Here is a 25,449-nt window from a genome sequence, read left to right as displayed (position 1 = left end):
TCCCTGTCGGAGAAACGTCAGGAACAGCTGAACAGCACCGGGCAGGCCGCCAGGTGCAGCGCCGCTCTCGCCGCCGGCTGCAGGCCCTCCGCGGGGCCGCGTTCGCGGCCGGACACCACGAGCAGGTCGCTCGGGAACAGGCGGACCTCGTCCCGCACGGACCGCACCTGCCGCACCAGCTCGACGATCACCCCGGGACAGGCCGCGTGCAGCGCGTCGGCGACGGCGTCGGGCAGGTCGCACGACGCCCAGTACGGCCGGCTGAGCACCCGCAGCCTGGTCGCCTGCCGCGCCCGGCACAGCGACACCGCGCGGCGCAGGACTCCTTCTCCCCCAACGGGTTCGAGAATCGCGGTCACCACGCCGAAGCAGCAGGAGAGCGCCGCGCGCGAACCGCCGAGCACCACCACGTCGCTCAGGTCGCGGCACGCGAGCGGCGGCATGGCCAGCGCGGAGGCCCGTGAGACGACGACCATCGAACCCTCGCGCCGCACGTCGCCGCGGTGCGCGACGCGCACGGACAGCCCCGGGTGCTCGGACATCGCGGCGGTGAGCACGGCGTCGTCCTCCTCCGCGGAGAGCACGACCAGGCCGGTGCCGAGCGCCTCGGCGCACGCGGCCGCCCACCGGACCCCGTCGGCGCCGCACTCCTGCACGTCCACCAGGACGAAGGTGACCCCGGTGCCGACGGGTTCCGGCGCGAGGGCGGTCATCACGCCACGCTCTTCGCGCCGGACACCGGCTCCCCGTCGGAGACCGGTTCCTCGTCAGCGGCCGGCGCGATCTCGGCCCGCCGTTGCGCGGGCAGGTCCCGCGTCGTGGCGACCTCGGAGTACCACTGGTCCAGCAGCTGCTGGCGTTCGGCCAGCTCGGCGAGCAGGACGCGGGACCGTTCCAGCGCCTCGCCGACGATCTCCTGCGCGCGCCGGCTCGCCTCCGCGAGCCGGCGCTGCGTCTCCTGCTCCGCCTCGTCGAGCAGCCGTGCCTGCCGGGCGGCGGCCTCCTCTGCCCTGACCGTCGCCTCCTCGGCCCTGCTGGTCGCTTCCTCGGCACGGGCGCGCGCCTCGGCTTCGATGTCCTCCGCCTTGCGCTTCGCGAGGTGCATCAGATAGCGGATGCAGCCGGAGACGGCGTTGTCCTTGCTGTACCCGGCGTGGATCATGCGGTACTCGGCCAGCTCGGAACGGGCCTGCTCCAGGTGTGCGGCGAGGTCGTTCGCCGTGGCGATCGCGGCGTCCCGGTCGGCCGTCACCGACTCGAGGAGCTGTTCGAGCCGCGCGTACTCCTCGTCGACCTGGTTGCGGTCGTAGCCCATCCAGCGGGTCCTGAAAGCGGAGGGGCCCTCGTCCAGGAGTTCGTCGAAATCCATTGCCCCGTGTCCTTTCCTGACCGTGGCGGAGGTGTCGAACTGGCAATACCCCTCACACGAGCGGTCAGTCACCTTTGGGCAGGTATGCACTCTGTCTAGTGAATTCCTCACGGACCGTCATCAACCCGCGGACCTGCGCAGACGCGCACGGGCGCGCCGGACCAGGTCCGGCGCGCCCGTGTCAGTGGCTCTGAAGAGGCGTCAGCCCCGCTGGCTGCGCAAGTAGCTGACGTAGGTGTCCGCGGCGGTCCGCGCCCTGTCCCGCAACGCCTCCGGGTCCGTTGCCGCGGCGGCCTTCACCGCCTCGCAGCCGGACGCGACGACGTCCGGTCCCAGCTTGGACATGGCGAGGTCGGGCAGCTCGTCCAGCAGGCACCGGGTGGTGCGGCCGACGGCGGCGGGGCTGCAGTAGTCGTCCGGCGTGTAGCACTTCTCGACGGCGGCGTCGATCACGGGCTTGGCACGTTCGTAGACCTGTTCCAGCTGACCGAGCCCGGAGATCGCGTCCGGGATGATCACGTCCTTGAGCTCCTGGACGTCCTGGGGTTGCGTGCCCGGTCGCAGCTGCGCGGCGCAGACGCGGGAGACGAACTCGTCCCGCGTGATCGTCGCGAGCGTGCCCACGGTGTCGCTGAAGTTGCCGAGGCAGGCGATCGCATTGGCGGCCGTCGGGGCGAGCACGAGCGGAATCGCCGCGAACAACGCGGCCAGTGCGGTCGTCCTCTTTTTCATGTCGTCCTCCTGGAACCGGGAACAGTCGTCGACCGCCGCTTACCCGGTTGTCCCGGAATCGCACCGAACTCGACGCTTTTAATCACATCGGGTGATGGTGAACGCGTGTTCGACTTTCGCGTCCAGCAGCAGGGGCGTGGCATTCCTGACGCGGGCGAGCAACGTGTGGTCGCCCTCTTGCGGCTCGAAGCCCGCGAGGGTCAGCCTGTCCCACTCGCGGCGGGTGGCGATCACGGCGTCGTCGACGAGCACCTCGACGCGGTCGAGCACGCCGGGGTCCTCCGCGGTCACGCTGATGCCGGGAACGGCCTCGGCGGTGACGACCGCGCCGTCCTCGATGCCCTCGACGGTCAGGCCGGCGCGCTGGATGTGCACGACCGAGCCGATCACCACGGTCGCGGACACCGCGAACACCACGGCGAGGAAGACGAGCAGGACGAGCTCCGACCTGCGGGGCGAGGCGCGCACGGGGTCATCCCGATGCCAGGGCGGCCAGCCGGTCGGGGCCGCCGTTGAAGGCGTTCTGGTCGATCGGCGACGACGAGTACTGCCAGATCGTGTGGAACGGCCACTTGAACGGCATCGGGCCGACCGAGGCCGCGTACCGGGCGAGCCACAACGGGTTCGTGGAGCTGAAGTCACCGGTGCGGCCCGTGCACCTGTCCCACCACTGCGCGGACGTGTAGATCACCGGCCAGCGCCCGGTGAGCGCGTGGTAGGTGTCGCTGAAGCTGCGGATCCAGCCGACCATCGCGCTGTGACTCATGTTGTAGCAGGTCTCGCCGTACGGGTTGTACTCGATGTCGAGCGTGCCCGGCAGCGTGCGGCCGTCCTTCGACCAGCCGCCGCCGTTCGCGACGAAGAACCGCGCCTGCGTAGCGCCGTCGGACTTGTTCGGCAGGGCGAAGTGGTACGAGCCCCGCGTCATGCCGACGGACGCGGACCCGTTGTACTGCTGGGTGAAGTGCGGGTTCTTGTAGGTCGTGCCCTCGGTCGCCTTGACGTAGGCGAACCGCTTGCCCGACCGCCACCAGTGGCCCCAGTCGACGTTGCCCTGGTGGCTGCTCACGTCGATGCCGTCGACCCGGCCCGCTGCCAGTTCGGGTGGGCTCATCGGCATGTCGGCGGTACCCTCGTGCTTGGCGATCTGCGAGCCCGCCGCGTGGTCCTCCAAGCCCTCCTGGGCGTGGGCGGTGACCGGGCTCAGAATGCTCGCGGCCAACGCGATCGCAGCGGTGCGAATGGCGAGGTGGACAGCACGTGATCGCGACAGCATTGGAATTCCTCCCCGGTGCGTGAATGGTCCTGGTGGCCAGCTACCCGCAGCAGGATCGGAAAAACCGGACAGTCATTTCTTGACACGACGGGGTGACCGAACTCGGCTTCCTGCACACCGGGTGACGAATTCCGGCCGCCGGTTCATTCGTTCCGGGCGGCTGAAGTGTGTTTCGCAGGGTAACCGTCGGACGCCGCTTTATGAGAGGAGTCCGAACGTGGATCGCAAGAAGGTCTCGCGCAGTACCGCGAAACTCACCGGCTTCTGCCTGCTCGCGGGCCTTCTGGTCGCCGGGCTCCTCCTGCCCACCACCGTGACGCTGGGGGCGTTCTCCAACAAGCTGAGCGACCAGGTGAAGTCGACCCTGGCGCTGATGCTCGACACCGAGCCGCCGCTGATGACGACGGTGACGGACAAGGACGGCGCGCCGATCGCGCACCTCTACGACCAGTACCGGGTGCGGACACCACCGGACAAGATCTCGCAGAACATGAAGGACGCGCTGCTCGCGATCGAGGACCGGCGCTTCCACGAGCACTCCGGTGTCGACTGGATCGCGACGATGCGGGCGTTGGCGCGCAACAACTCCAGTGGAACCGTGCAGCAGGGCGCGTCCACCCTCACCCAGCAGTACGTGAAGAACTACCTCGTGCACGTGCTCGCCAGGACCGACAAGAACGCGCAGCGCGAGGCGCAGGAGCAGAGCATCACCCGCAAGCTGCGCGAGGCGCGCATCGCCGTGGGCCTGGAGACCGCGCTGACCAAGGACGAGATCCTCAGCCGGTACCTCGACCTCGTGCCGTTCGGCTCGACGATCTTCGGTGTCGCGGCGGCGGCGCAGGCGTACTTCGAGACGACACCGGACAAGCTGACCATCACCCAGTCCGCGACGCTCGCGGGCATGGTGAACAGCCCGACGGCGCTGGACCCGGAGGCGCGGCCGGACAAGGCGATCGAGCGCCGCAACCTCGTGATCGACGCGATGGTCGTGGACGGCAAGCTGACGCAGGCGGACGCGGACCGCTACAAGGCGGAGCCGCTGGGCCTGAGCGAGCCCGTCCGTCCACTGCAGACCGGATGCGTCGGCGCCGGCCCGTCCTACGGGTTCTTCTGCTCGTTCCTCGTGCAGTACCTGGAGGAGGCAGGGTTCAACCTGGAGGAGCTGAAGATCGGCGGCTACCGGATCGAGACGACGCTCGACCCGAAGATCACCGAGCAGGCGAAGCAGGCCGTCGAGGCGCAGGCGCCGAAGAACACCCCCGGTGTCGCGAACACGATGGCGGTCGTGCGGCCGGGCAAGGACAGGCACGAGGTCGTGGCGCTGGTCGCCAACCGCGACTACGGGCTGAAGAAGGAGGAGTTCCAGACGCAGTTCGACCTGCCGAGCGGCGTGGAGAACAAGTTCGGCACCGGGTCGGTCTACAAGGTCTTCACCGCGGCCGCCGCCCTGGAGAAGGGCATCGGCATCGACACCGTGATCCCCTCCCCCAACACCTACACCTCCAGGGTGTTCAAGGGCGGCGCCCCGTCCTGTCCCGCCACCGGGGAGCCCAACACCTACTGGTACTGCCTCTCGAACCACAACGACCGCTACCCGCCGCAGATGCCGCTGCGGCAGGCGCTCGCCACGTCGCCGAACACGGCCTTCGTGATGCTGGAGGAACGCGTGGGCCTCGACGCGGTGGTCGACATGGCGTCGCGGCTCGGCATGCGCAGGACGATGGCCACGAACATCGCGGGCACGAAGCCGGACCCGAAGGCGCAGAAGGAGCTCCGCGTCTCCCAGGCCGAGTACTACAAGTCTTACGGCAACGCCTCGTTCACGCTCGGACCGGCTCCGTCGAGCACCCTGGAGCTGGCCAATGTCGCGGCGACGATCATCAGCGGCGGCAAGTGGTGCGAGCCCACACCCGTGCGGCAGGTCCTCGACCGCGACGGCAAGCCCGTCGAGCTGAAGAAGCCGCCGTGCGAGCAGACTGTGTCCGAACCCCTCGCCAACGCGCTCGCCACCGGGCTGAGCGAGGACAGCAAGGGCCAGGGCACGGCGGCCCAGTCGGCGCAGAAGGCCGGGTGGAAGCGGCCGATGATGGGCAAGACCGGGACGACGGAGGAGTACAAGTCCGCCGCCTACCTCGGCGCGACGCCCGACTACGCCGCCGCGGTGCAGGTGTTCAACGACAGCACCACGCCGAAGGGGATCTGCATCGGCGCCGGCCCGCCCAGGCTGTGCGAGGAGGGCAACATCTACGGCGGCACGATTCCCGCGGCCACCTGGTTCGACGCGATGACGAAGGTCCACGCCGACCTGCCGGAGAAGCCGCTGCCGCCCGTCGAGGACCGCTTCCGGCACGGCGACGGGCAGCTCAAGGTGCCTGACGTCATCGGCACCGACCACACCAAGGCGTCGGCGACGCTGCGCGACGCGGGCTACGAGGTCACCACGGTGCGCGTCGACTCGATGAAGCCGGCCGGCTCGGTCATCGCCCAGACGCCTCAGGGCGTGGCCGTGAAGGGAACCCCGGTGACGATCTCGGTGAGCAACGGCCCACCCCCGGCCGCCGCACCCCGCCCCGTCGCTCCGGAACCCCCCGCACCATCCTCCTCGCCGCCGACCACCTGAGACGCTCCTCAGCGGACGTCCCCACAGGACGCGTGACGGAAACGTCGGCGACACAGGGCAACCTGACGCGACTCCAACCGCATTGATCGGGGTGAGGGCACCTCCCGGGTGCCACCGACCTTGCGGAGACTTCCGATGCGCAGAGGACAGCTGATCGCGGTGGCCGCCTTGGTGGTGGCCACCGCGATCGTCCTCGTGCCCCTGCTCACCCTCGCCGACGACGAGCGGCTCCCCGAGCAGCGGCCCACGGTCGTCAGGACCGACGACATGACATGGCGGAGCACGCCGTCGTCCTCGGTGGAGAGGTGACGGCGCTGGACTGGGACACCGAGTTCACCAGCCTCTACGACCGCTGCAACGACCAGATGCGCTTCACGGCGTTCCTGATGTGCGGCAACTGGCACGAGGCGGAGGACGTGCTGCAAGCAGCGTTCCTCAAGCTCTACCTGGCCGGCCCGAAACTGGCCAGCCACTCGTACATCGAGGGCTACCTGCAACAGATCGTCGTGCGAACCTTCCTCGCCGAACGCCGCAAAGTCCGCTGGCGCCGCGAAAAGCTCACCGACTCCCCACCGGAAAGCCTCGTCGACTCACCGGACACCGAGGACGGCATCGTGGTGTGGGAGGCCCTGTCGAAGATGCCCGCACGCCAACGCGCCGTCCTCGTGCTGCGCTACTGGAACGACATGAGCATCGACGACGTGGCCACCGCCCTCAACTGCTCGACGGGCACGGTCAAGTCGCAGACCAGCAAGGGCCTGCGAACGCTGCGGGAGAAGCTCGGACCGGGGTTCGGCCAGTCACGGCTGGAGGTGTGATGGAGCACGAGGACACCCTGCGCACAACCTTCACCGTGTTGCGACGCGGCGAGACGCCACCACCCGACGACAACTCGGCGGCCCGAGTGATCTCCCGAGGCCGGGCGGTGAGAGCGCGCCGCCGCAACGCCGCCGTGATCGGCAGTGCGCTCGCCGCGGCCGGTGTGGCGACGCTGGCGTTCGCGTTGCTGCCCAAGGGTCCTGCCGTCCCCGTCGAACCTGCCGCGCCGTCGAATTCGACAACGCACATGACGACGAGCGACGTGCCACTCACCACTCCGCAGACAACCACCACCCGGACCACGAACCGGGAGACGGCCGCGACCACGACAACCGGCACCCGCTGAGTGAGTCTGAGGTTCATCGCCGCTTCGCGGCGATCGCGATCGGGGCTTTACCGCACAGCAGCCGCGCGAGGGAGGACGGCTCCTTCGCATCGCCGGATCTGGGGTGTACCCGGCGGAGGCAGGGCTGGGCGTGCCCGGGCTTCCCGCCGTGGTCGTTCCGGGAACCGATCGGCACCTCCATCCGACTAGTCCACCAACACCCGCTCATCCCCCGACATCCCCGAGGTGCCCCCATGTCCGCTCCCCCGGCCGACCTGAAACCGGCGACCGAACCACCCCGCACCACTCCCCAGATCTCCGTCCTCCCCCTCTTGCGCAGACTGCACTTCTACGCCGGGATCTTCATCGGCCCGTTCCTCGTCATAGCCGCGACGACCGGCATGCTCTACGCCTTCGCCCCGCAGCTGGACAACTTCCTCTACAGCGACAAGCTGTGGGTGGAACCGGCAGGCTCCCCGCAGCCGGTCTCGGAGCAGGTGCGGGCCGCCCAGTCGGCGCGACCCGACGGCACGGTGACTGCGGTGCAGGTCTTCGAGGACCCCGAAGCCACCACCAGGATCGTCTTCACCGTCCCGGACCTGCCCGACGAGTACACGCAGACCGTCTACGTCAACCCGTACACCGCGCAGGTGCAGGGCGAGCTGACCACCTGGTCCGGGGCCACCCCGGCGGTCACGTGGCTCGACCAGCTGCACCGCGACCTCAACCTGGGTCCCGCGGGCACGGTCTACTCGGAGCTGGCGGCCAGCTGGCTCTGGGTCCTGGCGCTGGTCGGGCTGGTGTTGTGGATCGGCCGCCGGGGCAAGGGGCGGCGGGCGTTGCTCGTTCCCGAGCGCGGGGCCAAGGGGGTGCGGAAGACGCGGTCCTGGCACGGGAGTCTGGGAACGTGGGTGTTGGCCGGCGCCCTGTTCCTGTCGGCTACCGGCCTGACGTGGTCGACCTACGCCGGGGAGAACTTCAACGCTGCCCTGACCGCGTTGAACGCCAAGGCTCCTGTGCTCGACACGTCGTTGCCGGGCTCGGCTCCGGCCGGTTCCGGTGACGGTCGGCACTCCGAGCACAACGGCACTGCTGCCGCCGGTCCGGTGGACGCGGCCACGTTCGACCGGGTGCTGGCCACGGCCTCGGCGGCGGGGCTGGACGGGCCGGTGGAGGTCGCGCCCGGTGCTCCCGGGGCGGCCTGGTCCGTCACGCAGATCGACAACACGTGGCCGGTCCGGCAGGACAAGGCCGCGGTCGACCCGGCCACCGCGACCGTCACCGCTCGTGCGGACTTCGCCGACCGGCCGGTGCTCGCGCAACTGTCCACTTTGGGCATTCACGCGCACATGGGCGTGTTGTTCGGACTGGCCAACCAGATCGTGCTGCTGCTCGTCGCGGGGTCGATCCTGGCGCTGATCTTCTTCGGCTACCGCATGTGGTGGCAGCGCCGCCCGACCCGGGAAGACCGGCGCGCGCCGTTCGGGTCCGCGCCGAAGCGGGGTGCGTGGCAACAACTGCCGTTGTGGTTCGTCATCCCGGCGCCGCTGGTGCTCATCGCGATCGGGTGGGCCTTGCCGTTGCTCGGCATCAGTCTGGTGGCGTTCCTGGTCTTCGACGGGATCGTCGGCGCGGTCAGGGCTCGGCGCACCACCTGAGGCGGCTCAGCCGACGCCTTCCCGCGCCTGGCCGCCGACCAGGTCCTCCCTGGCGCGCGCGACGCGGGACCGGATCGTCCCGACGGGGCATCCGGCGACCTCGGCGGCTTCGGCGTAGGAGAGGCCGAGCACCTGGGTGAGCAGCAGGGCCTCGCGTCGTTCCGGCGCGAGGCCCGCGAGCAGGACGGTGAGCTCCACGACGTCCTCGAAGCCCGCCGACCGCGCGTGTTCGGCGTACCGGCCGGCGTCCGAGGCCACCTGGTAGTCGGCCGACCAGGCGATCGACGGGCGGGCGACGGACGCGCGGACGTGGTCGACGACCGTGCGGCGGGCGATGGAGAGCAGCCAGGTGCGCGCGGACGAGCGCGCCTCGAAGCCGGGCAGGCTGCGCAGCGCGCGCAGGTACACGTCCTGGGTGAGGTCGTCGGCGACGCCGATCCCGCCGAGGTGGGCGACGAGCCTCCAGACGTCGCGCTGCGTCGAGCGGATGAACCGCTCCAGCGCGACCCGGTCACCGGCACCCGCGGCGAGCGCCCACGCGGTGACCGCCTCGTCGTCACTCCTCGAAGTCGACACGACTCGTGAGAGTAACCCAACGCGTGTGGGGAACCGGTTACGCCTCATGGCCGACAATAGGTGCGTGGAGTGCGACACCTGCCGAGAAGCCCTGTCCGCGCGGCTCGACGGCGAACCGGAAGGCGTGCCCGCCGAGCAGGCCGACGAGCACCTGGCGGCGTGCGCGTCCTGCCGGGTGTGGGAGGAGAGCGCCGCGACCCTCACCCGCTCCCTGCGCGTCCGTCCCGCCACCGCGGTGCCCGACCTCACCGCCGCGATCATGGCGGAGGCCGGGGAGCTCGAACCGGCCAAGACGCGGGACTGGCTGCCGCGCATGCTGCTCGGCGGTGTCGCGGTCGCGCAGCTGACCCTCGGTCTCGCCCAGGTCATCGGCGGTGGGACGGGCGGCCACGGCGGGCACGCCACCGGCGTCGGCGGCAGCCACCTGTTCAACGAGAGCACGGCCTGGAACCTCGCGCTGGGGCTGGGCCTGCTGTGGACGGCGCTGCGCCCGGCCGCGACGTCGGGCACGCTGCCCGTCACGGCCGCGTTCGTCGCGGTGCTCGTTCCCTACTCGGCGAGCGACCTCCTCAGCGGCACGGCCACGGTCGGCCGCGTCCTGTCGCACTCGCTGCTGCTGGCGGGGCTCGCCCTGCTGGCCCTCGTGCACTTCGCCGGACGCGACCCCGGCGGGCGCACCCCGGCCGCGGGCGACGAGTCCGGCGAGACGAGCACGTCCGGTGACCTGTCCGGCCGCGCCGACCGGCCCCGCACCCGCCGCCGCGTCCGGCTGCGCCCGGTCACCCGCCACCGCGCCGCCTGACTTCGAGACGAGAGCTGAGCACCGCCGTGGTCGCGTTCCACGAGGCCGTCGGGGCCAGCCTGGGCGTGACCGCGGTCGACCAGCGGGCGCTCGCGTTCATCGGCGCCGGGTCGGTGTCCGCCGGTCAGCTGGCCAAGGAGCTGGGCTCACCCCCGGCGCGATCACCGGCGTCGTCGACCGGCTGGAACGGGCGGGGCTCGCCCGGCGCTCCCCCGACCCCGAGGACCGGCGCAGGCTGGTGATCACCGCGGTGCCCGGCGCGTTCGGGGACGCGTTCGGCGGGCTGGAGAAGGCGATGGCGGAGCTGGCCGCCCGCTACTCGGCCGAGGAGCAGGCCGTGATCGCCGACTGGGTGACGCGGACGGCGGAGGTGCTGCGCGAGCAGACGCGGCAGCTCACCGCACGCGGCCGCCGGTCCGGCTGACCCGCGCGGACGACTCGGCGGCTGCCTGCGCCAGCAGGGACAACGCGGCCTGCGACGGCGAGCCCTGTTCCGTCGTCGCGATCACGACGCACGTTCCCGTGCCGTTGGTCAGGGTCTGCTGCGTGACGGTCAGCGACCCGACGACGGGGTGCCGCATCCCGTAGACGGCCGTGGCGCAGGGCCGGACGCGGTGGTCGGCCCACATCGAGGCGAACTCCGCGCTGGTGGAGCTGAGCTCGCCGACCAGCTCGTACAGCGAGGCGTCGTCGGGGTGCTGCGCGGCGATCATGCGCAGGTTGCCCACCGCGGCCCTCGCCTTGACCGGCCAGTCCGGGTACAGGTCGCGCGAGTGCGGGTCGAGGAACACCAGGCGGGCCATGTTCGGGCGGCGCGCCGGGTCGTCCACGGCGCCGAAGTCCAGGTGACCGGCGAACAGCGCGTGCCCGAGCCGGTTCCACGCCAGCACGTCGGTGCGGCGGCCGAGCGCGAGCGCGGGCACGTCCTCCAGCGCGGCGAGCAGCTCTCCCGTCGCCTCGCCCACGCGTTCGGGAGCGGGCCTGCGCCTGCGGGCGGGACGCACGGGCCTGGCGAGGGTGTGCAGGTGGCGGCGTTCGTCGTCGTCCAGGCGCAACGCGGTGGCGAGCGCGTCCAGCACCTCCGCCGAGGCGCCGGTCGAGTGCCCCTGTTCGAGTCTCGTGTAGTAGGAGCTGCTCACACCGGCCAGCCGGGCGAGCTCGTCGCGGCGCAGCCCCGGCACGCGCCGCCGCTCGCCGTAGGTGGGCACGCCGACGTCCTCAGGACGCAGCTGCGCGCGCCGGGTCCTGAGGAACTCCCCGAGCCTCGCGATCTCATCCACGTCTCCGAGTATGACCCCGGTCCGCGCGCGGTGCGTGTCCCTGACAGGGATACCCGGAGCCGGGCGGGGAGCGGTTGCCCTGCTGGCAGACTGGGGTGATGGACCAGGACGTGACCTCCACGGTGGACGCCATCGGGCCCCGGCTGCGGAGCCTGCGCCGGCACCGCGGGCTCACGCTGGCCGAGCTGTCCGGGGCGGCCGGGATGTCCGTCAGCATGTTGTCGCGCCTGGAGAACGGGCAGCGCCGGCCGAGCCTGGAGGTGCTGCTGGTGCTCGCCCGCGAGCTGCGCGTGTCGCTGGACGACCTGGTCGCCGCGCCCGAGACCGGTGATCCCCGGCTGCGGCTGAAACCCGTGAGCCGCAACGGGATGACGCTGCTGCCGCTGGCCAGGAGGCCGGGGAACCTGCAGGCGTACAAGCTCGTCATCTCCCCTCGGCGCCGCCGGATGCCGGAGGTGGCGAGCCACGAGGGCTACGAGTGGCTCTACGTCCTGGACGGGCGGCTGCGGCTCGTCCTCGGCGGCGAGGACGTCGTGCTGAACCCCGGTGAGACGGCCGAGTTCGACACGAGGACGCCGCACTGGTTCGGCCCCGCCGACGACCACCCGGTCGAGGTGCTCAGCATCCTCGGCCACCAGGGCGAACGCGCCAAGGTGCGGGCCGCGGCGCGGGTGGCCGTCTGACCGGACCGGCGGCCGCGTTTTGCCCGCCGGTCAAACTTCCTCGGTGGTGTCCCGCCGTCCGGCCTAGCGTCGGGACGAGACGGTCACCACCGAGAAGGGCACGATGAACATCTTCCTCACCGGCGCTGCCGGATACATCGGCGGCGCCATCGGCGCACGGCTCACCGCGGAGGGCCACGCGGTGCGCGGCCTCGTCCGCAACCCCGATCACGCGCCGTTCCTGCGGGAGGCCGGGGTCGTGCCCGTCCAGGGCGACCTGGACGACGCCGGTCTGCTGGCCGCGGAGGCGGAACGCGCGGACGGCGTCGTCAACGCGGCGAACAGCGACCACCGCGGCGCCGCCGAGGCGTTGCTGCGCGGTCTGCGGGGAAGCGGCAAGCCGTTGGTGCACACCAGCGGCACCAGCCTCATCGGCGACGACGCCCGAGGGCTCGCGCTGTCCCCGCACGTCTTCGACGACGCGGACGAGGTGGTCGCGGACTCCCATCCCGTGCGGCAGGCCAGGTTCGCGCTCGACATGGACGTCGTCGCGGCGGACGGCGTGCGCGGTGTCGTGCTGTGCAACTCCCTGATCTACGGCACCGGACGGCAGCCCAACCCCGACACCGTGCTGCTGACGCCGCTGGTCGAGCAGGCGCGGGCGAGCGGGGTCGTCCGGGTGGTGGGCACCGGCGCCAACACCTGGTCCACCGTGCACCTCGACGACATGGCGGCGCTGTACTCGCTGGTTCTCACCGACCCCTCCGCCGCGGGGTTCTACTTCGTGGAGAACGGCGAGTCGTCGTTCGCGGAGATCGGCGCGGCCGTCGCCGACCGGCTCGGGCTCGGCCCGGTCCAGCCGTGGCCACTGGCCGACGCCGCCGCGGCCTGGGGCGAGGGCAAGGCCCGGTACGCGCTGGGCGCGAACAGCCGCGTCCGCGCCACCCGTGCCCGCGAGCTGGGGTGGAAGCCCTCTCACGGCTCGATGCCCGACTGGGTCCGGCAGGACCTGGTGGTGCGTTAGGCAGGGCTGCGTCAGGCCGAGCCGAACCGGAGGCCCAGCAGGACCGTGTCGTCGGTGTACACGACCACGTCGTGCATCTCCCGCACGATGGCGGACAGCGCCGTGTCCAGCGGGTCCTTCGCGTGCTTCCCGGCCGCGCTGACGAGCCGTTCCTCGCCCTCGTCCACGTCGCCGCGGCTCTCCACGAGCCCGTCGGTGTAGAGCAGCAGCTGGTCGCCGGGCCTCATCAGGGCGGTGCGGACCTCGGTGCTGCCGGGTGAGGGGAACCCCACGCCACGGCCGGGTGCGTGCAGGTAGACGGGTTCTCCGGCGGCGGGCACCAGCAGTGCGGGCGGGTGGCCGCCACCGGCGAGGCGCAGCTCACCGGTGCGCGGGTCGAGCCGGGCGAGCAGCACGGTCGCCATCGGGCCCTCGTCGATCTCGGCGGCCCGCCGCACCAGGTGTTCGAACGCGTGGCCCTCGCGGGTCAGCGTGCGGATGGTGTGCGTGACGTTGAGGGCGTTGCGGGTGCAGGTGACGCCGTGGCCCACGGCGTCGACGACGATGATCTGCAGGCTGCCGTCCGGGAGGACGAACCAGTCGTACAGGTCGCCGCCCGTGGGCGCGTCCCGGTCAGCGGGCTTGTAGTGCACGGCCAGCTCGACGCCCGCGACGACCGGAGGCGGCGGGCGCAGGGCGTCCTCCAGCTCGCGGAAGATCACCGCGTGGGCCCGGCGGAGCTGTTCGTCGCGCTGCTCCAGCTCGACGTACATCGCGAGCACGCCGGTGTTGGTCTCGGCCAGCTCCTCCTGCAGCTGCCGGCGCTCGCGCTCCAGCTCCTCGGTGCGCCCCAGGCTCGCCCGCAGCTCCAGCTCGGTGGCGCGCAGGTCGTCGTCAGCTGCCCTGTCGTCAGCTGCCCCGTCGTCGGCTGCTCCGTCGTCGCGCGACTGCCCGCCGCACGGGACGTGCCACACGGCGGCGGGTCCGTCCACGGGTTCGGGGAGCAACGGCAGGTTCAGCGGACGCGTGCGGTCGAGCGGTGCGCGCAACGGCACCGTGACCACCAGGGTCGCCGCGCCGTCCTGGTCCGTCCGCACCTCGGCGCGGGCGGTGGCGGGCTCGGCCGTGAGGTGGCCGCGCGCCAGCAGCGTCGCGCTGAGCACGAGACGGGCCCGGAGCTCGACGTCCACACCGTGCTCGTCGCAGAGGGACCGCAGCAGCGCCCGCAACGCCTCGACACCGCCGGTCGCGGCGGGCAGCCCTGTCGTCATGCCACCAGACCAAGGTCACAGAAAGGTGCGCACCGCAGCCTCATCCGTCCCCACCAAGCCCCCGCCGCCGTGCCGTCACCGTCCGGACCATTGTCGCATGACAAACGCCGGCGGCCGGGACGAGCCGCGTCACGTGACGCCGGCCACCGGCAGTCCACTTCGGACTCGCGCATCGTTCCGCCCCCGGTGGTGTCGATGATCGGCGGACTGGGCACCCTCCCCCCGACCCCACGAGCGAGGAGGCCGTGATGCAGGGCGATGTGGAGACCTACCACGAGAACGGGACGTGGAAGAACAAGGTGGAAGGCAACTCACAGGCATCCAGCACGCACGACACCAAGGCGGAGGCCGTCGCCAAGGGCCGCGAGATGGCCATCGAGCGCGGCGTCGAGCACATCATCCGCAACATGGACGGCACCATCGGCGAGAAGAACACCTACCCGCGCAGCAGCGACCCGCGCGACATCCCCGACTGACCGTCACGCCGGAAGCCCGAACCTCGCCCGCACCCCCGGCGAGTACAGGACGCTCATGGGCGGTCCTGTGACCGCGATCCCCGCCGACGCCACCAGGTTGTCGTCACCGTGGACGACCGTGGCGCGGTGGAGGTCCCACGGCGCGTGGTGGTTCGGCAGGTACGTGGTCCGGCCCAGCCAGGACGTGTGCAGTCCCCACCTGGCCGTGAGGAACTCGTCCACCGGGCTCGGCTCGATCCTCTCCCCCGGCCGCACCGTGAGCGTGCTCGTCGCGCCGGGACGACGCGGCCACCTGCGCCGGCAGGTGTAGGTGATCTCGCCGCCGTCCCGGCGCACCGCCATGTCCGACACCATGTACGGCAGTCCGAGCGTGAGCCGCGCACCGGCCACGAACGTCACGTCGCCCGCGTCCATCGACAGGAACACGACGCCACGCCGTCCCGCACCGTCGACCGTGTACAGCCGCACGTTCGTCTCCGGGAAGCTCCACCGGCCCGCCAGCGCCGGCCAGCCCAGCGGCGACAGCCGGAACGCGATGAGCCCCACGAACGTCCGTCCGTCCACCGTGTCCGGCCGGACACCCGCGGGCAGCAGATGTCCCACGGTGTCAGGGGACACCGCCCAATGGAGGAACGTGACGTCACCCCACCACTGCGTCAGCGCCGACCGGCCGATGGTCCTCGGCGAAGCGAAGGTCATGGTCCCGATTCAACCCGAGGGCGGCGGTTCCGGCGGCTATCCGGGTGGTTCCTCTTCGTCGCACTCGAAGTTCATTTAGTTGCTCATTGACAGACGCACCGGGGACTCGACAGTCTGCACGTCCCTGTGATCGAAAGGTAGCGCTGTCATGAGACTTCGCATCGTCTTATCCCTGCTCGGCCTGGTCGTCGGTCTCGGTGTCGCACCGGCCGCCGCACAGGCCGACCCGGTGGCGGCCGACGCGTGTTACACCTGGGGACGCACTCTTTCGCAAGGAGCGTCCGGTGAGGACGTCCGCCAGCTGCAGATCCGCGTGGCCGGCTACCCCGGCTACGGCGCCGTGCTCGGCATCGACGGCTCGTTCGGCCCCGCCACCAAGGCGGCCGTGACGCGGTTCCAGCAGGCGTACGGCCTCGGCGCGGACGGCATCGCCGGCCCCGCCACGTTCTCGAAGCTCTACGCGTTGCAGGACAACGACTGCACGCCGGTCAACTTCACCTACGCCGAGCTCAACCGGTGCAACTCCGACTGGTCGGGCGGCAACGTCTCGGCGGCGACCGCCCGCGCCAACGCGCTGGTGTCCATGTGGAAGCTGCAGGCCATGCGGCACGCGCTGGGCGACAGGCCCATCACCGTCAACGGCGGCTTCCGCAGCGTGACCTGCAACAGGAACGTCGGCGGCGTGGCCAACAGCCGCCACCTGTACGGCGACGCCGTCGACCTGGGCGCCGGCTCGATGGGCTTCTGCGCGCTGGCGAAGCAGGCCCGCAACCACGGCTTCGCCGAGATCCTCGGGCCGGGCTACACCGGGCACAACGACCACGTGCACGTCGCCCACCGCTCCGGCCGCTTCTGGTCGGCGCCCAACTGCGGCGTGTCCTGACCTGTCCGCCTGCCGCGCGACCTTCCCGGCTCGCGCGGCAGGCATTTAGGATGTTCACATCATCCGAGTGATGCGAACATCGTGGTTGGAGACATGGCGACCAGACACCTGTACGTGGTGCGCCACGGCGCGGCGAGCGCGTTCGGCGAGCTGACCGGCACCGGCAGCCGCCAGGCGCACCTGCTCGGCGAACGCCTGGCCCGGTCCCCGATCGACATCGTGTGGCACTCGCCCCTGCCCCGGGCCGCCGACACCGCCCTCGTCCTGGGCTCCCTGACCGGCGCCGAAGTCGCCGAGGCGGCGGAGCTGACCGACCACGTCCCGCACGTGCCGAAGAACGCGCCGCCCGCCTGGACGGGTTTCTTCGACGGCTTCGACGCGGCGGAGGCTGCGGAAGGCGCCCGCCTCGCGGCGGCACTGACCGCCCGGTTCGCCCGGCCCGCCGAGACCGAGACGCACGAGGTGCTGGTGACGCACGCCTACCAGGTCGCCTGGCTGGTGCGCGACGCCCTCGGCGCCCCCGCCGATCGGTGGCTGGCGATGAGCTGCGGCAACGCCTCCGTCACCGCGATCCAGCACCGTGACTCGACGCCGCCGTCGCTGCTGGCCTACAACGACATGGGGCACCTGCCGGAGGAGCTGCGGTGGACGGGGTTCGGGCCGGGGATGCGGCCTTGAGCGACCGGGCTCGCCGGTGAGGGCCGGACAGCTCGGGCGGCTTGGGCGTGGCGGGATCCGCGAGGGCTGACAGGCGGTGCGGATGGGACCGGCGGCGCGGCGGCCCGTTCCTCTCGCGCGGCCTCCGCCCGGCGCGTTCACCCGATCCCGAGCACGGCGCGGGCCGCTGCCAGCCGTTCCTCCTCCGGCCGGTCGCTCCGCTCCCCCGACACCTCGTCCGCCCAGCCGAGCAGCCGCTCCAGGCACCCGTCCGCCACCCCGGTCACCACCGCGGCACGTCCGAGCGCCACCTCGCCGCTCGTCCCGTCCACGGTGACCAGCTCCCCTGCCCGGATCTCGCGCCCGCCGACCGTCGCGGCACCGGCGCCCACGACCAGGTCCGCCACCCCGACGACGGCGGGTTTGGACATCGAGCGCGCCACCACCGCGGCGTGGCTGGCCGGGCCTCCCCTGGCGGTGAGGACGCCGGTGGCGGCGGCCAGGCCGCTGATGTCCTCGGGTGACGTCTCCGGGCGCACCAGCACCACCGGCCCGTCCGGAGCGAGCCGGACGGCTTCGCCTGCGGTCAGCGCCACACGGCCGGTGGCCACGCCGGGGCAGACGCCCAGGCCCCGTGCCACCACGTCCGCGCCCGGGGCGATGCGGGGTGTGCGGACGTGCCGGAGGTGGCTCGGGGCGACGCGGCGCAGGGCCTCGGCGCGGTCGATCAGGCCCTCGTCGACCAGGTCGGTGGCCAGCCGGACGGCGGCGGCGCCGGTGAAACGGCCAGGGCGCACCTGGAGCAGCCAGAGCGTTCCCGACTCGAAGGTGAACTCGACGTAGCAGGCGTCGCGGTGGTGCTGTTCGATCCGGTCGAACGCGTCCAGGAGTCCTTGCCAGACAACGGGTTCCTGCTGCACAGCGGACAGCGGCGAGGTGAGCTCGCGGCCGGAGACGACGTCGTCGCCCTGGTGTCCGAAGAGGACTTCGCCGAACGGTCTCTTCTCGCCGGTGCCGGGGTCGCGGCTGAACGCGACACCGGAGCCGCTGTGCTGGTCCCGGTCGCCGAACACCATGTCCTGCACGACCACCGCCGTGCCGAGGTCGTGCGGGATGCCGTGCACGGCACGATAAGTGCGGGCGCGTGGGGTGTTCCACGACGAGAAGACGGACTGCACGGCGGTTTCGAGCGCTTCGGGGGTGCGGTGCAGGTTGAGGATCGTGTTCATCATCCCCGGCATCGACACGGCCGCCCCGGAACGCACCGACACGACCGGCGCTGTCACCTGGGCCGCCAGTTCCTCGGCGAGCCCACGAGGGAGCCGGCCGTCGCGCAGGAACGCGCGGCAGGCCGCCGTGGTGACGACGAACCCTTGCGGGACGGGCAGTCCGAGGCGGTGCAGCAGCACCAGGCCGTGTGCTTTGCCGCCCACCACCTCGGGTGGTTCGTCGAGGTCGGCGTGCAGCCGCCTCACCCACGCCATCGCTGAATCCCCAGCGTCGCGAGCAGGTCCTCGTGCAGTTCCGCCCAGATGACGTGGTACGAAGCCAAGTCGTCGGCCAGGAACGCCAGTTCTCCCGTCTGCGCACGGGTGAGCGCTCCGGCCAGACGCGACTCGTAGCGGCCGAAGCGCGGCAGCACGGCGGCCAGTGCCTTGATCACGACGGACGCGCGTTCGTGGAAGTCGGCGAACAGGCCGAGCACGCGGTGGTCGTAGGCGGGGTCGGTGTGGTCGTTGGCGGTCGTGACGCCGTCGACGGACCGGACCTGCCAGGCCGTGCAGAGGTCGAGCAGTTCCGGGTTGAGCACCAGGAAGTCGTCGAACGGCCCGGTCAGCGCGTCCCGGCCGCCCGCGGTCTCCAGCTCGGCCGAGGTGTTGCCCGCGTCCGCCTCGCGACCGGCGTCGGTGAGCGCCCAGCCGCCGAAGCCGGTGTGGTGGGTGACAAACCCGGCCACCGCGAGGTCGATCAGCTCGGACTCCGCCGCGGCCTCGTCCAGTCCGGTGAACGCGGCGACGCGGGTGACTCCCGAGCTGCCGACGCACCGCAGGGCGTGCAGGACCTGGCTCACGGCTTCGCCTCCTGACGCAGCACCGCGACCGCGTGACCGGCACCGCGTCCACGAGCACGCGCGACGACGACGCCGTCACGCACGCGAACGGCCTCCTCGGTCTCGTCACCGGCGTCCGGAAGGCCGAGCGCCGACGCCACCGTCCGCTCGTCGTCCAGCACCAGCCGCAGGCCGCCCTCGGCGGGAAACACCCGGCGCAGGCACCCCACGAGGTCCGTCACCCGGAGCCGGACCAGCCGCCCGGTCTCCTCGGGATCGCTCGTCACGACCACCACCACGACCTGCTCTCCCGGCGACGCGGCCCGGATCGCCTCCTCGGCCGCGCCGAGCCGTCCCGCCCCGAGCACCACGACGACACCGTCCGCGAGGCCGACCTCGCCACCGAGCTGGTCGACCAGCCCTTCCGGGGCCGTCCAGGGGTCCTCGCACGGTCGGGCCGGGGTGACGTACGGCAGGTGCGGAGGCGCCCAGGTGTCCGCCAGGTCGATCCCGGCCAGGTGCCGGCACGCGTGCGCGACGTCGAACGGGTCACCGGCGCCGGGAGCGGTCTCCGCCCGGTGCACCGCGCCGTCCAGCAACGTCAGCACCAGCTCGGCGAGCCGCACCCGCCGGTCCCGGCCGCCGCGTTCCAGAGCGGCGGCCAGCAGCACCGCCTCCAGCCGGGCGACCTGGGCGAGCACGTGCCCGTCGTCGAGGACGCCGTCGAGCGACCGCAGCCGGAGCCGTCCGCCGCCGGACGACTCGCCGGTCAGCGGCAGGCGTTCGAGCCACACCCTGGCGAACACCCCCAGCGCGTCCGCCACCGACGCGGGCGGCGCCTCGGCCGCGGGTTCGGCGTCGCGGCCGACGAGGTCGATCAGGACCGCCAGGTACAGCGCCCGCTTGCCGGGGAAGTTCGAGTACACCGCGCCGCGGGTCAGCTCGGCCCGTTCCGCGATGCGGTCGACCTTCGCCTGCGCGTAGCCGTGCTCCGCGAACTCGTCCCTCGCCGCCGCCAGCACCGCCGCCCTGGTGCGCGCCTGTTGCTGCGCTCGGGTCAGCCGGACCATCGCCACCCCATTTCAGATGATGTGAACATCCAGATTACCTCATCCTCCGAACTCCGACGGCCTGGACAGGCTGTCACGCACGGTGTTTGGATCGAGGCACAACGCACTTACAACGTTGTAAGAGAGTCCACCCCGCAGATTGGACGAGACGTTGACCCACAGGACCGTCGCGGCCGTGCTGGCCGCCCTGCTGCTCGGCGGCGTGCCCGCGTCGGCGTCGCCGGAGCCACCCGACTTCACGACGGCGGAGGCCGGCAACCCGTTCGTCGACGGGTGGTACGCAGACCCGGACGTCGAGGTCTACGGCGACAGGTACTGGGTCTTCCCCACCTCGTCGCGCCCCTACGACGAGCAGACCTACCTCGACGCCTTCTCCTCCACCGACCTGGTCCACTGGACGAAGCACCCGAACGTCCTCACGACGGCGGACGTCTCGTGGGCACGCCGGGCCGTCTGGGCTCCCGCTCCCGTGCAGCGCAACGGCAAGTACTACCTCTACTTCGGCGCCAACGACATCCAGAGCGACTCCGAGCTCGGCGGCATCGGCGTCGCCGTGGCCGACCGGCCGGAAGGCCCCTACCGGGACGCGATCGGCAAGCCGCTGGTCGACCGGTTCGTCAACGGCGCGCAGCCCATCGACCAGGACGTCTTCATCGACACCGATGGCCAGGCGTACATGTACTACGGCGGCTGGGGCCACGCCAACGTCGTGAAGCTCAACGCGGACATGACGAGCCTCGGCCGGTTCGACGACGGCAGCACGTACAAGGAGATCACCCCGGCGAACTTCACCGAGGGGTCGCAGATGTTCAAACGGGACGGCAAGTACTACTTCATGTGGTCGGAGGACGGCTGGACCGGCCCGAACTACGCGGTCGCCTACGCGATCGCCGACTCCCCCACCGGGCCGTTCACCAAGATCGGCCGCGTGCTGGGCCAGGACGGCGCCGTGGCACGGGGTTCTGGCCACAACTCGGTCCTCAACGTCCCCGGAACGGACATCTGGTACATCGTCTACCACCGCCGCCCGCTGAGCCTGTCCGGCGCCAACGACCGGCAGATCGCCTACGACCGCATGACTTTCCACGCCGACGGCACGATCCAGCCGGTGACCATGCGGGTCAAGGACAACTTCGAGGACGGCAACGCGATCGGCTGGCGCACGCACGGCGGCACCTGGACGGCGCGGGACGGCCGATACGAGACGGGCTCGTCGTCGGGCGGCAAGTCGTTGCTGGACACCAACTTCGCGGACTTCACCCAGGACGTGGACGTCACGCCGAGGTCGTCGCGCGGTGACAGCGGGGTGGTGTTCCGCGTGACGCGGGCAGGCACCGGAACCGACGCCTACCGCGGCTACTACGCGGGCATCACCGGCAACGGGAGGGTGGTGCTCGGCAAGGCGGACAACAGCTGGACGCAGCTCGCGTCGGCACCGGTCGCGGTCCGGCCGAACGTGGCGCACCGCCTGCGGGTGGAGGCAGCGGGACCGTCGATCAAGGTGTACGTCGGCGACCTGACGGCACCGCGGATCTCGGTCACCGACACCAGCTTCTCCAGTGGTGCCAACGGAGTCCGCGTCTTCGGCACGGCGGCCGGGTTCGACGACTTCGTCGTCGCGCATCGCTGACAGAAATCCAGGTCTAGGCTCCCGTCCATGTTGGTCGGCCGTGACGGTGAACGGGACCAGGTCGAACGGTTGCTGGGGCAGGCGTCGTCCGGCCGCGGCGCGGCGCTGGTCGTGCGCGGCGAGGCGGGGGTGGGCAAGTCCGCGCTGCTCGACCACGCCGTCGCCGCGGCGGGTGACGCGCGGGTGCTGCGCGGAGTCGGCATCGAGTCCGAGGCGGAGCTGGCGTTCGGCGCGCTGCACCTGCTGCTGTACCCGTACCTCGACCGGCTCGACCGGTTGCCGGAGCCGCAGGCCGCGGCGTTGCGCAGCGCGTTCGGGCTGAGCGCGGAGACGGCGACGCCGTTCCTGGTCGGCGCGGCGACGTTGACGCTGCTCGCCGAGCTGGCCGCGGAGAAGCCGGTGGTGTGCGTGGTGGACGACGCGCAGTGGCTCGACCGCGGGTCGTCCGACGCGCTGTTGTTCGCCGCGCGCCGGTTCCGGGCGGACCCGGTCGTCGTGCTGTTCGGGGTCCGCGACACGGCCGTGCCGTTCCGCTCACCCGGCATCGACGAGCTGCGGCTCACCGCCCTGGAGCCGGACGCGGCGGCGGCTCTGCTCGACGCGCGCAGTCCCCGGCTGACCGCGCCGACGCGGGCGCGGGTGCTGGAGGAGGCGAACGGGAACCCGCTCGCGTTGCTCGAGCTGGGCGCGGCGCGGCTGGCGGCGCAACGCGAGGGCCGTGCGGAGCCCGCGCACCAGGTCGGGCCGTTGCCGGTCGCGCGCCGGGTGCAGGAGACGTTCCGCGAGCAGATCACCGGGCTGCCCGAGGCGACCCAGGCGGTGCTGCTGGTCGCGGCGGCCGACCGGTTCGCGGGGATGGACACGGTGCTGGCCGTCGCGCGGGCCGCCGGCGCGGACACGGCGGACCTGGCCGCGGCCGAACGCGCGGGGCTCGTCACCGTCACGGACGGGGAGCTGGCGTTCCGGCACCCGCTCGTGCGGGCGGCGGCCTACCAGTGCGCCACCCACCACCAGCGGGTCGCGGTGCACCGGGCGTTCGCGCAGGCGTTGCGGACGCCGGACGTCCGCGACCGGCGGGCCTGGCACCTCGCGGCCGGCACGACCGAGCCGGACGAGGAGGTGGCCGCCGAGCTGGAGGCCACGGCGCTGCGGGCCGAACGCCGGGGCGGTGCGATGGCGGTGTCGGCGGCCTACGACCGGGCCGGGCGGTTGAGCGTGGATCCCGCGCTGAAGGCGCGGCGGATCGCCAAGGCCGCCCTCGCCGCCTACGACGCGGGCAAACCCGACCGCGCGGCACGGCTGGCCGTCGAGGTCGGGTCGCTCACCACCGACCCGGCGATCGTCGCCGACATGACGTTGCTGCGCGGCCAGATCGAGTACGAGCGGACCTCGCCGGAGGCGGACGCCCTGCTCGCGCGCGAGGCGGCGACGCTGGTCCTGGACAGCGATCCCGAACGCGCCGTCGTCATGCTGACCGAGATGCTCTGCACGGGCAGGGACGCGGGTGCCGCGGCACTCGTCGCCGAGGGCGCACGAATGATGGCGGGGCTGCGGCTGCCGCCGGACTCCACGGCGCGCAAGGCCGCCGACGCGCTGATGAGCTGGGGAGACGTGCTGAGCGGGCGGCCGGAGCACGCGGCGGGGCCGCTGCGGGCCGTGCTCGGCCGCGCGCGGGAGCCGGGAGAGGAGCCCCTGCACCGGGTGGTGGCCGGGTTCAGCGGCCTGATGCTGGCCGACGACGACGCGACCAGCGCCGTGATGGAGCTGATGGCGTCGGACGCGCGTGCGGCCGGGGCGTTGATGTGGATTCCCTACGCGCAGGAGATCGTCGCGCTGGCCAGGGCGTTCAAGGGCGACCTCGTGACCGCGCAGACGTGCCTGGCCGAGGCGCTGGAGCTGTGCGCGGAGTTCGGGCTGGACGTGGAGGCGGCGGTGCTGCGGGCGACGTCCGTCTGGCTGGCCGCGGTCACCGGCGACGAGCCGCGGTGCCGCGCGCTGGCCGCCGAGGTGCTGCGGGTCCTCGAAGGACGGCACGCCGTCGGCACCGCGATGACGCACTGGGGGCTCGGCCTGCTCGACCTCGCCGCGGGCCGGTACGGCACGGCGTTCGACGCACTGCGGGCCGTGTGCACAGGACCGGCCAGGCACGACTTCCTCGTCCGCGCGGTCCCGGACCTGGTGGAGGCGGCGGTGCGCGACGGGCGTCCCGGCGACGTCACCGAGGAGCTCAAGGCGTTCGAGCGGTGGGCGGTGCACGTGGAGAGCCCGGTGAGCACGGCGCTCCTGCTGCGCTGCCGGGCTCTGCTGGACGACTCGGACGAGGACTACCGGGCGGCCCTGGAGCTGCCGGTCGGGCGGTTCGACGAGGCCAGGACGCGCCTGCTGTACGGGGAGTCGTTGCGGCGCAGACGCAGGCGCGGCGAGGCACGGGCCGAGCTGTCCGCCGCGCTGACCGGGTTCACGCGGCTGGGCGCCACGACGTGGGCGGCCCGCGCGACCGCCGAGCTGACCGCGCTCGGCGAACGTCCCGCGCTCGAACCAGTCGCCGAGGACGTGCTGAAGAACCTGACGCCGCAGGAGGTGCAGGTCGTCCGGCTCGCGGCGGCGGGGCTGAGCAACAAGGAGATCGGCGCGCAGCTGTTCCTGAGCCCGCGCACGATCGGGCACCACCTCTACCGCGCCTACCCCAAGCTGGGGGTCACCCGGCGGATCGAGCTGACGCGGCTCGGGCTGCGATGACTTACCCGCGGCCCGCCGCGCCGGTCGCACGCCAGTCACGCGACCGATGTGGACGGGGACGGCCCCGGCCTACCTTCTGCTCCGACGAGAGGAGCGGAAGATGTTGCTGGAGAACAAGACCGCGGTGATCTACGGGGGCGGCGGCTCGATCGGCGGTGCGATGGCGGACGCGTTCGCCGCCGAGGGCGCGCGGGTCTTCCTGGCCGGGCGGACGCCGGACAGGCTGGAGGCCGTCGCCGCCCGCATCCGGGACGCGGGCGGTCAGGTGGAGACGGCCGTCGTCGACGCCCTGGACGCCGCGGCCGTGAACGACCACGTCGACGCCGTCGTGGAGAAGACCGGCGGCGTCGACGTCTCGGTCAACGTGATCACGATGGAGGGCCTGTTCCAGCCGCTCGCCGACATCCCGGCGGACGCGTTCACCGCGGCCATCGGCAGGACGCTCACCACGCAGCTGGTCACGACGAAGGCCGCGGCCAGGCACATGGTGCAGCAGCAGTCCGGGGTGCTGCTGTTCTTCGGCGGCTCCGACCCCGCCAACGCCACCGCCGGGATGGGCAACGTGCAGGTCGGCTTCGACGCCGTCGAGTCGCTGCGCAGGCAGTGGGCGGTGGAGCTGGCGCCGTCGGGGGTGCGGACGGTGACGCTGCTGACCGGAGGGGTCGTCGACACGTTCCCGGACGTGCCGGAGATGGAGGGCGCCCGGCAGGGCATCATCGACGCGTCGCCGCTCAAGCGCGCGGCGACGCTGGCCGACGTGGGTGCCGTCGCGGCGTTCGTGGCGTCGGAGAAGGGCCGCAGCATCGCCTCGACCCAGGTGAACATCTCCTTCGGCGCGTGCCACGGCTGACC

At 72.1% G+C, this 25,449-nt stretch carries 28 protein-coding genes; 16 read left to right on the top strand and 12 right to left on the bottom strand.

Annotated features, from left to right (window positions below; genetic code table 11):
• Positions 1-17: 17 nt before the first annotated feature.
• The 5 genes from BLT23_RS01900 to BLT23_RS01880 form a co-directional block, all read right to left on the bottom strand.
• Positions 18-713, bottom strand: coding sequence for a hypothetical protein (locus BLT23_RS01900; protein ID WP_090044808.1), 696 nt, complete (start codon positions 711-713; stop codon positions 18-20).
• A complete protein-coding gene (locus BLT23_RS01895; protein WP_090044806.1) occupies positions 713-1,369 on the bottom strand; it encodes a hypothetical protein in 657 nt (218 codons plus the stop codon). The genes BLT23_RS01900 and BLT23_RS01895 overlap by 1 nt, the downstream gene beginning before the upstream one ends.
• 201 nt (positions 1,370-1,570) lie before the next feature.
• Positions 1,571-2,101 carry a hypothetical protein gene (locus BLT23_RS01890; protein WP_090044804.1) on the bottom strand — a complete coding sequence of 177 codons (531 nt, stop codon included), beginning with the start codon at positions 2,099-2,101 and terminating at the stop codon, positions 1,571-1,573.
• Between the two features lie 78 nt (positions 2,102-2,179).
• Positions 2,180-2,569 (bottom strand): Ig-like domain-containing protein, encoded by a 390-nt coding sequence (locus BLT23_RS01885; protein ID WP_090044802.1) that lies wholly within the window; start codon positions 2,567-2,569, stop codon positions 2,180-2,182.
• Positions 2,570-2,573: 4 nt separating this feature from the next.
• Positions 2,574-3,377 carry a lysozyme gene (locus BLT23_RS01880; RefSeq protein ID WP_090045689.1) on the bottom strand — a complete coding sequence of 268 codons (804 nt, stop codon included), beginning with the start codon at positions 3,375-3,377 and terminating at the stop codon, positions 2,574-2,576.
• A 217-nt stretch (positions 3,378-3,594) separates the two neighbouring features.
• On the opposite strand from BLT23_RS01880, the gene BLT23_RS01875 reads away from it, so the two are divergent.
• The 5 genes from BLT23_RS01875 to BLT23_RS01860 all read left to right on the top strand — a co-directional run bounded on the left by BLT23_RS01875 (position 3,595) and on the right by BLT23_RS01860 (position 8,799).
• On the top strand, positions 3,595-5,997 hold the full coding sequence (locus BLT23_RS01875) for a penicillin-binding protein (RefSeq protein ID WP_245743446.1): 2,403 nt from the start codon (positions 3,595-3,597) through the stop codon (positions 5,995-5,997).
• A gap of 135 nt (positions 5,998-6,132) precedes the next feature.
• Positions 6,133-6,306: a hypothetical protein gene (locus BLT23_RS40470; RefSeq protein WP_176946546.1), complete on the top strand. Its 174-nt coding sequence runs from the start codon at positions 6,133-6,135 to the stop codon at positions 6,304-6,306.
• A complete protein-coding gene (locus BLT23_RS01870) occupies positions 6,270-6,815 on the top strand; it encodes a SigE family RNA polymerase sigma factor (protein WP_245743445.1) in 546 nt (181 codons plus the stop codon). The genes BLT23_RS40470 and BLT23_RS01870 overlap by 37 nt, the downstream gene beginning before the upstream one ends.
• Positions 6,815-7,162 carry a hypothetical protein gene (locus BLT23_RS01865; RefSeq protein ID WP_090044800.1) on the top strand — a complete coding sequence of 116 codons (348 nt, stop codon included), beginning with the start codon at positions 6,815-6,817 and terminating at the stop codon, positions 7,160-7,162. Before BLT23_RS01870 ends, BLT23_RS01865 begins: the two co-directional genes overlap by 1 nt.
• A 233-nt stretch (positions 7,163-7,395) precedes the next feature.
• Positions 7,396-8,799 (top strand): PepSY-associated TM helix domain-containing protein, encoded by a 1,404-nt coding sequence (locus tag BLT23_RS01860; RefSeq protein WP_090044799.1) that lies wholly within the window; start codon positions 7,396-7,398, stop codon positions 8,797-8,799.
• A 6-nt stretch (positions 8,800-8,805) separates the two neighbouring features.
• On the opposite strand, the gene sigC is transcribed toward BLT23_RS01860, so the two are convergent.
• Complete coding sequence (sigC, locus tag BLT23_RS01855; protein ID WP_245743444.1) at positions 8,806-9,375, bottom strand: RNA polymerase sigma factor SigC; 570 nt, start codon at positions 9,373-9,375, stop codon at positions 8,806-8,808.
• Between the two features lie 64 nt (positions 9,376-9,439).
• Between sigC and BLT23_RS01850 the strand changes: the two genes are divergently transcribed.
• The 3 genes from BLT23_RS01850 to BLT23_RS41495 are packed head-to-tail and all read left to right on the top strand — an operon-like array spanning position 9,440 to position 10,601.
• The gene (locus BLT23_RS01850; RefSeq protein ID WP_245743443.1) at positions 9,440-10,177 is read left to right on the top strand and encodes a zf-HC2 domain-containing protein; all 738 of its coding nucleotides are present in this window, start codon (positions 9,440-9,442) and stop codon (positions 10,175-10,177) included.
• 26 nt (positions 10,178-10,203) lie between these two features.
• Positions 10,204-10,419, top strand: coding sequence for a hypothetical protein (locus tag BLT23_RS41500; protein ID WP_245743578.1), 216 nt, complete (start codon positions 10,204-10,206; stop codon positions 10,417-10,419).
• Entirely contained in the window at positions 10,338-10,601 is a 264-nt protein-coding gene (locus BLT23_RS41495) for a MarR family transcriptional regulator (protein ID WP_245743564.1), read from the top strand. The genes BLT23_RS41500 and BLT23_RS41495 overlap by 82 nt, the downstream gene beginning before the upstream one ends.
• On the opposite strand, the gene BLT23_RS01840 is transcribed toward BLT23_RS41495, so the two are convergent.
• Positions 10,573-11,457: a helix-turn-helix domain-containing protein gene (locus BLT23_RS01840; protein WP_090044793.1), complete on the bottom strand. Its 885-nt coding sequence runs from the start codon at positions 11,455-11,457 to the stop codon at positions 10,573-10,575. The genes BLT23_RS41495 and BLT23_RS01840 overlap by 29 nt on opposite strands.
• Before the next feature lie 98 nt (positions 11,458-11,555).
• On the opposite strand from BLT23_RS01840, the gene BLT23_RS01835 reads away from it, so the two are divergent.
• A complete protein-coding gene (locus BLT23_RS01835; protein WP_090044791.1) occupies positions 11,556-12,140 on the top strand; it encodes a helix-turn-helix domain-containing protein in 585 nt (194 codons plus the stop codon).
• Between the two features lie 103 nt (positions 12,141-12,243).
• Positions 12,244-13,143, top strand: a complete 900-nt coding sequence (locus BLT23_RS01830) for an NAD-dependent epimerase/dehydratase family protein (protein ID WP_090044790.1) — start codon at positions 12,244-12,246, stop codon at positions 13,141-13,143.
• 11 nt (positions 13,144-13,154) lie between these two features.
• Here the strand turns inward: BLT23_RS01830 and BLT23_RS01825 are convergent, their stop codons facing one another.
• Entirely contained in the window at positions 13,155-14,393 is a 1,239-nt protein-coding gene (locus BLT23_RS01825) for a PP2C family protein-serine/threonine phosphatase (RefSeq protein WP_090044788.1), read from the bottom strand.
• A gap of 248 nt (positions 14,394-14,641) precedes the next feature.
• On the opposite strand from BLT23_RS01825, the gene BLT23_RS01820 reads away from it, so the two are divergent.
• Complete coding sequence (locus tag BLT23_RS01820) at positions 14,642-14,869, top strand: DUF2188 domain-containing protein (protein ID WP_218133602.1); 228 nt, start codon at positions 14,642-14,644, stop codon at positions 14,867-14,869.
• A gap of 3 nt (positions 14,870-14,872) precedes the next feature.
• On the opposite strand, the gene BLT23_RS01815 is transcribed toward BLT23_RS01820, so the two are convergent.
• Entirely contained in the window at positions 14,873-15,568 is a 696-nt protein-coding gene (locus tag BLT23_RS01815) for a YqjF family protein (protein ID WP_090044785.1), read from the bottom strand.
• Between the two features lie 148 nt (positions 15,569-15,716).
• Here BLT23_RS01815 and BLT23_RS01810 point away from each other — a divergent pair, with 148 nt between their 5' ends.
• Together BLT23_RS01810 and BLT23_RS01805 are read left to right on the top strand one after the other, a co-directional pair.
• Positions 15,717-16,451, top strand: coding sequence for a D-Ala-D-Ala carboxypeptidase family metallohydrolase (locus BLT23_RS01810; protein WP_090044783.1), 735 nt, complete (start codon positions 15,717-15,719; stop codon positions 16,449-16,451).
• Between the two features lie 93 nt (positions 16,452-16,544).
• Entirely contained in the window at positions 16,545-17,129 is a 585-nt protein-coding gene (locus BLT23_RS01805; RefSeq protein ID WP_090044781.1) for a histidine phosphatase family protein, read from the top strand.
• A 137-nt stretch (positions 17,130-17,266) separates the two neighbouring features.
• On the opposite strand, the gene BLT23_RS01800 is transcribed toward BLT23_RS01805, so the two are convergent.
• From BLT23_RS01800 to BLT23_RS01790, 3 genes are read right to left on the bottom strand one after another with little or no spacing between them, the layout of a single operon-like run.
• Complete coding sequence (locus tag BLT23_RS01800) at positions 17,267-18,592, bottom strand: PEP/pyruvate-binding domain-containing protein (protein ID WP_090044779.1); 1,326 nt, start codon at positions 18,590-18,592, stop codon at positions 17,267-17,269.
• Positions 18,580-19,179, bottom strand: coding sequence for a transcriptional regulator (locus BLT23_RS01795; protein WP_090044777.1), 600 nt, complete (start codon positions 19,177-19,179; stop codon positions 18,580-18,582). The genes BLT23_RS01800 and BLT23_RS01795 overlap by 13 nt, the downstream gene beginning before the upstream one ends.
• Positions 19,176-20,228, bottom strand: coding sequence for a TetR/AcrR family transcriptional regulator (locus BLT23_RS01790; protein ID WP_090045685.1), 1,053 nt, complete (start codon positions 20,226-20,228; stop codon positions 19,176-19,178). The genes BLT23_RS01795 and BLT23_RS01790 overlap by 4 nt, the downstream gene beginning before the upstream one ends.
• A 151-nt stretch (positions 20,229-20,379) precedes the next feature.
• On the opposite strand from BLT23_RS01790, the gene BLT23_RS01785 reads away from it, so the two are divergent.
• The 3 genes from BLT23_RS01785 to BLT23_RS01775 all read left to right on the top strand — a co-directional run bounded on the left by BLT23_RS01785 (position 20,380) and on the right by BLT23_RS01775 (position 25,447).
• Positions 20,380-21,858 carry a family 43 glycosylhydrolase gene (locus BLT23_RS01785; RefSeq protein ID WP_090045683.1) on the top strand — a complete coding sequence of 493 codons (1,479 nt, stop codon included), beginning with the start codon at positions 20,380-20,382 and terminating at the stop codon, positions 21,856-21,858.
• Positions 21,859-21,885: 27 nt separating this feature from the next.
• A complete protein-coding gene (locus BLT23_RS41980) occupies positions 21,886-24,597 on the top strand; it encodes an ATP-binding protein (RefSeq protein ID WP_090044776.1) in 2,712 nt (903 codons plus the stop codon).
• Positions 24,598-24,697: 100 nt separating this feature from the next.
• Entirely contained in the window at positions 24,698-25,447 is a 750-nt protein-coding gene (locus BLT23_RS01775) for an SDR family NAD(P)-dependent oxidoreductase (protein WP_090044774.1), read from the top strand.
• Positions 25,448-25,449 lie beyond the last annotated feature (2 nt).

The organism is Lentzea fradiae, from assembly GCF_900100955.1.
In the GTDB taxonomy this organism is placed as follows: Bacteria; Actinomycetota; Actinomycetes; order Mycobacteriales; family Pseudonocardiaceae; genus Lentzea; species Lentzea fradiae.
This window is presented reverse-complemented; position numbering and strand designations above follow the sequence as displayed.

Bases quoted from the DNA above. Each gene is read 5' to 3' on its own strand.
- BLT23_RS01805 (WP_090044781.1), top strand. From the start codon at position 16,545: ATGGCGACCAGACACCTGTACGTGGTGCGCCACGGCGCGGCGAGCGCG.
- BLT23_RS01865 (WP_090044800.1), top strand. From the start codon at position 6,815: ATGGAGCACGAGGACACCCTGCGCACAACCTTCACCGTGTTGCGACGC.
- BLT23_RS01810 (WP_090044783.1), top strand. From the start codon at position 15,717: ATGAGACTTCGCATCGTCTTATCCCTGCTCGGCCTGGTCGTCGGTCTC.
- BLT23_RS01825 (WP_090044788.1), bottom strand. From the start codon at position 14,393: ATGACGACAGGGCTGCCCGCCGCGACCGGCGGTGTCGAGGCGTTGCGG.
- BLT23_RS01890 (WP_090044804.1), bottom strand. From the start codon at position 2,101: ATGAAAAAGAGGACGACCGCACTGGCCGCGTTGTTCGCGGCGATTCCG.
- BLT23_RS01815 (WP_090044785.1), bottom strand. From the start codon at position 15,568: ATGACCTTCGCTTCGCCGAGGACCATCGGCCGGTCGGCGCTGACGCAG.
- BLT23_RS01775 (WP_090044774.1), top strand. From the start codon at position 24,698: ATGTTGCTGGAGAACAAGACCGCGGTGATCTACGGGGGCGGCGGCTCG.
- BLT23_RS01860 (WP_090044799.1), top strand. From the start codon at position 7,396: ATGTCCGCTCCCCCGGCCGACCTGAAACCGGCGACCGAACCACCCCGC.
- BLT23_RS01900 (WP_090044808.1), bottom strand. From the start codon at position 713: ATGACCGCCCTCGCGCCGGAACCCGTCGGCACCGGGGTCACCTTCGTC.
- BLT23_RS01820 (WP_218133602.1), top strand. From the start codon at position 14,642: ATGCAGGGCGATGTGGAGACCTACCACGAGAACGGGACGTGGAAGAAC.
- BLT23_RS01895 (WP_090044806.1), bottom strand. From the start codon at position 1,369: ATGGATTTCGACGAACTCCTGGACGAGGGCCCCTCCGCTTTCAGGACC.
- BLT23_RS01800 (WP_090044779.1), bottom strand. From the start codon at position 18,592: ATGGCGTGGGTGAGGCGGCTGCACGCCGACCTCGACGAACCACCCGAG.
- BLT23_RS01830 (WP_090044790.1), top strand. From the start codon at position 12,244: ATGAACATCTTCCTCACCGGCGCTGCCGGATACATCGGCGGCGCCATC.
- BLT23_RS41980 (WP_090044776.1), top strand. From the start codon at position 21,886: ATGTTGGTCGGCCGTGACGGTGAACGGGACCAGGTCGAACGGTTGCTG.
- BLT23_RS01880 (WP_090045689.1), bottom strand. From the start codon at position 3,377: ATGCTGTCGCGATCACGTGCTGTCCACCTCGCCATTCGCACCGCTGCG.
- BLT23_RS40470 (WP_176946546.1), top strand. From the start codon at position 6,133: ATGCGCAGAGGACAGCTGATCGCGGTGGCCGCCTTGGTGGTGGCCACC.
- BLT23_RS01870 (WP_245743445.1), top strand. From the start codon at position 6,270: ATGGCGGAGCACGCCGTCGTCCTCGGTGGAGAGGTGACGGCGCTGGAC.
- BLT23_RS01835 (WP_090044791.1), top strand. From the start codon at position 11,556: ATGGACCAGGACGTGACCTCCACGGTGGACGCCATCGGGCCCCGGCTG.
- BLT23_RS01790 (WP_090045685.1), bottom strand. From the start codon at position 20,228: ATGGTCCGGCTGACCCGAGCGCAGCAACAGGCGCGCACCAGGGCGGCG.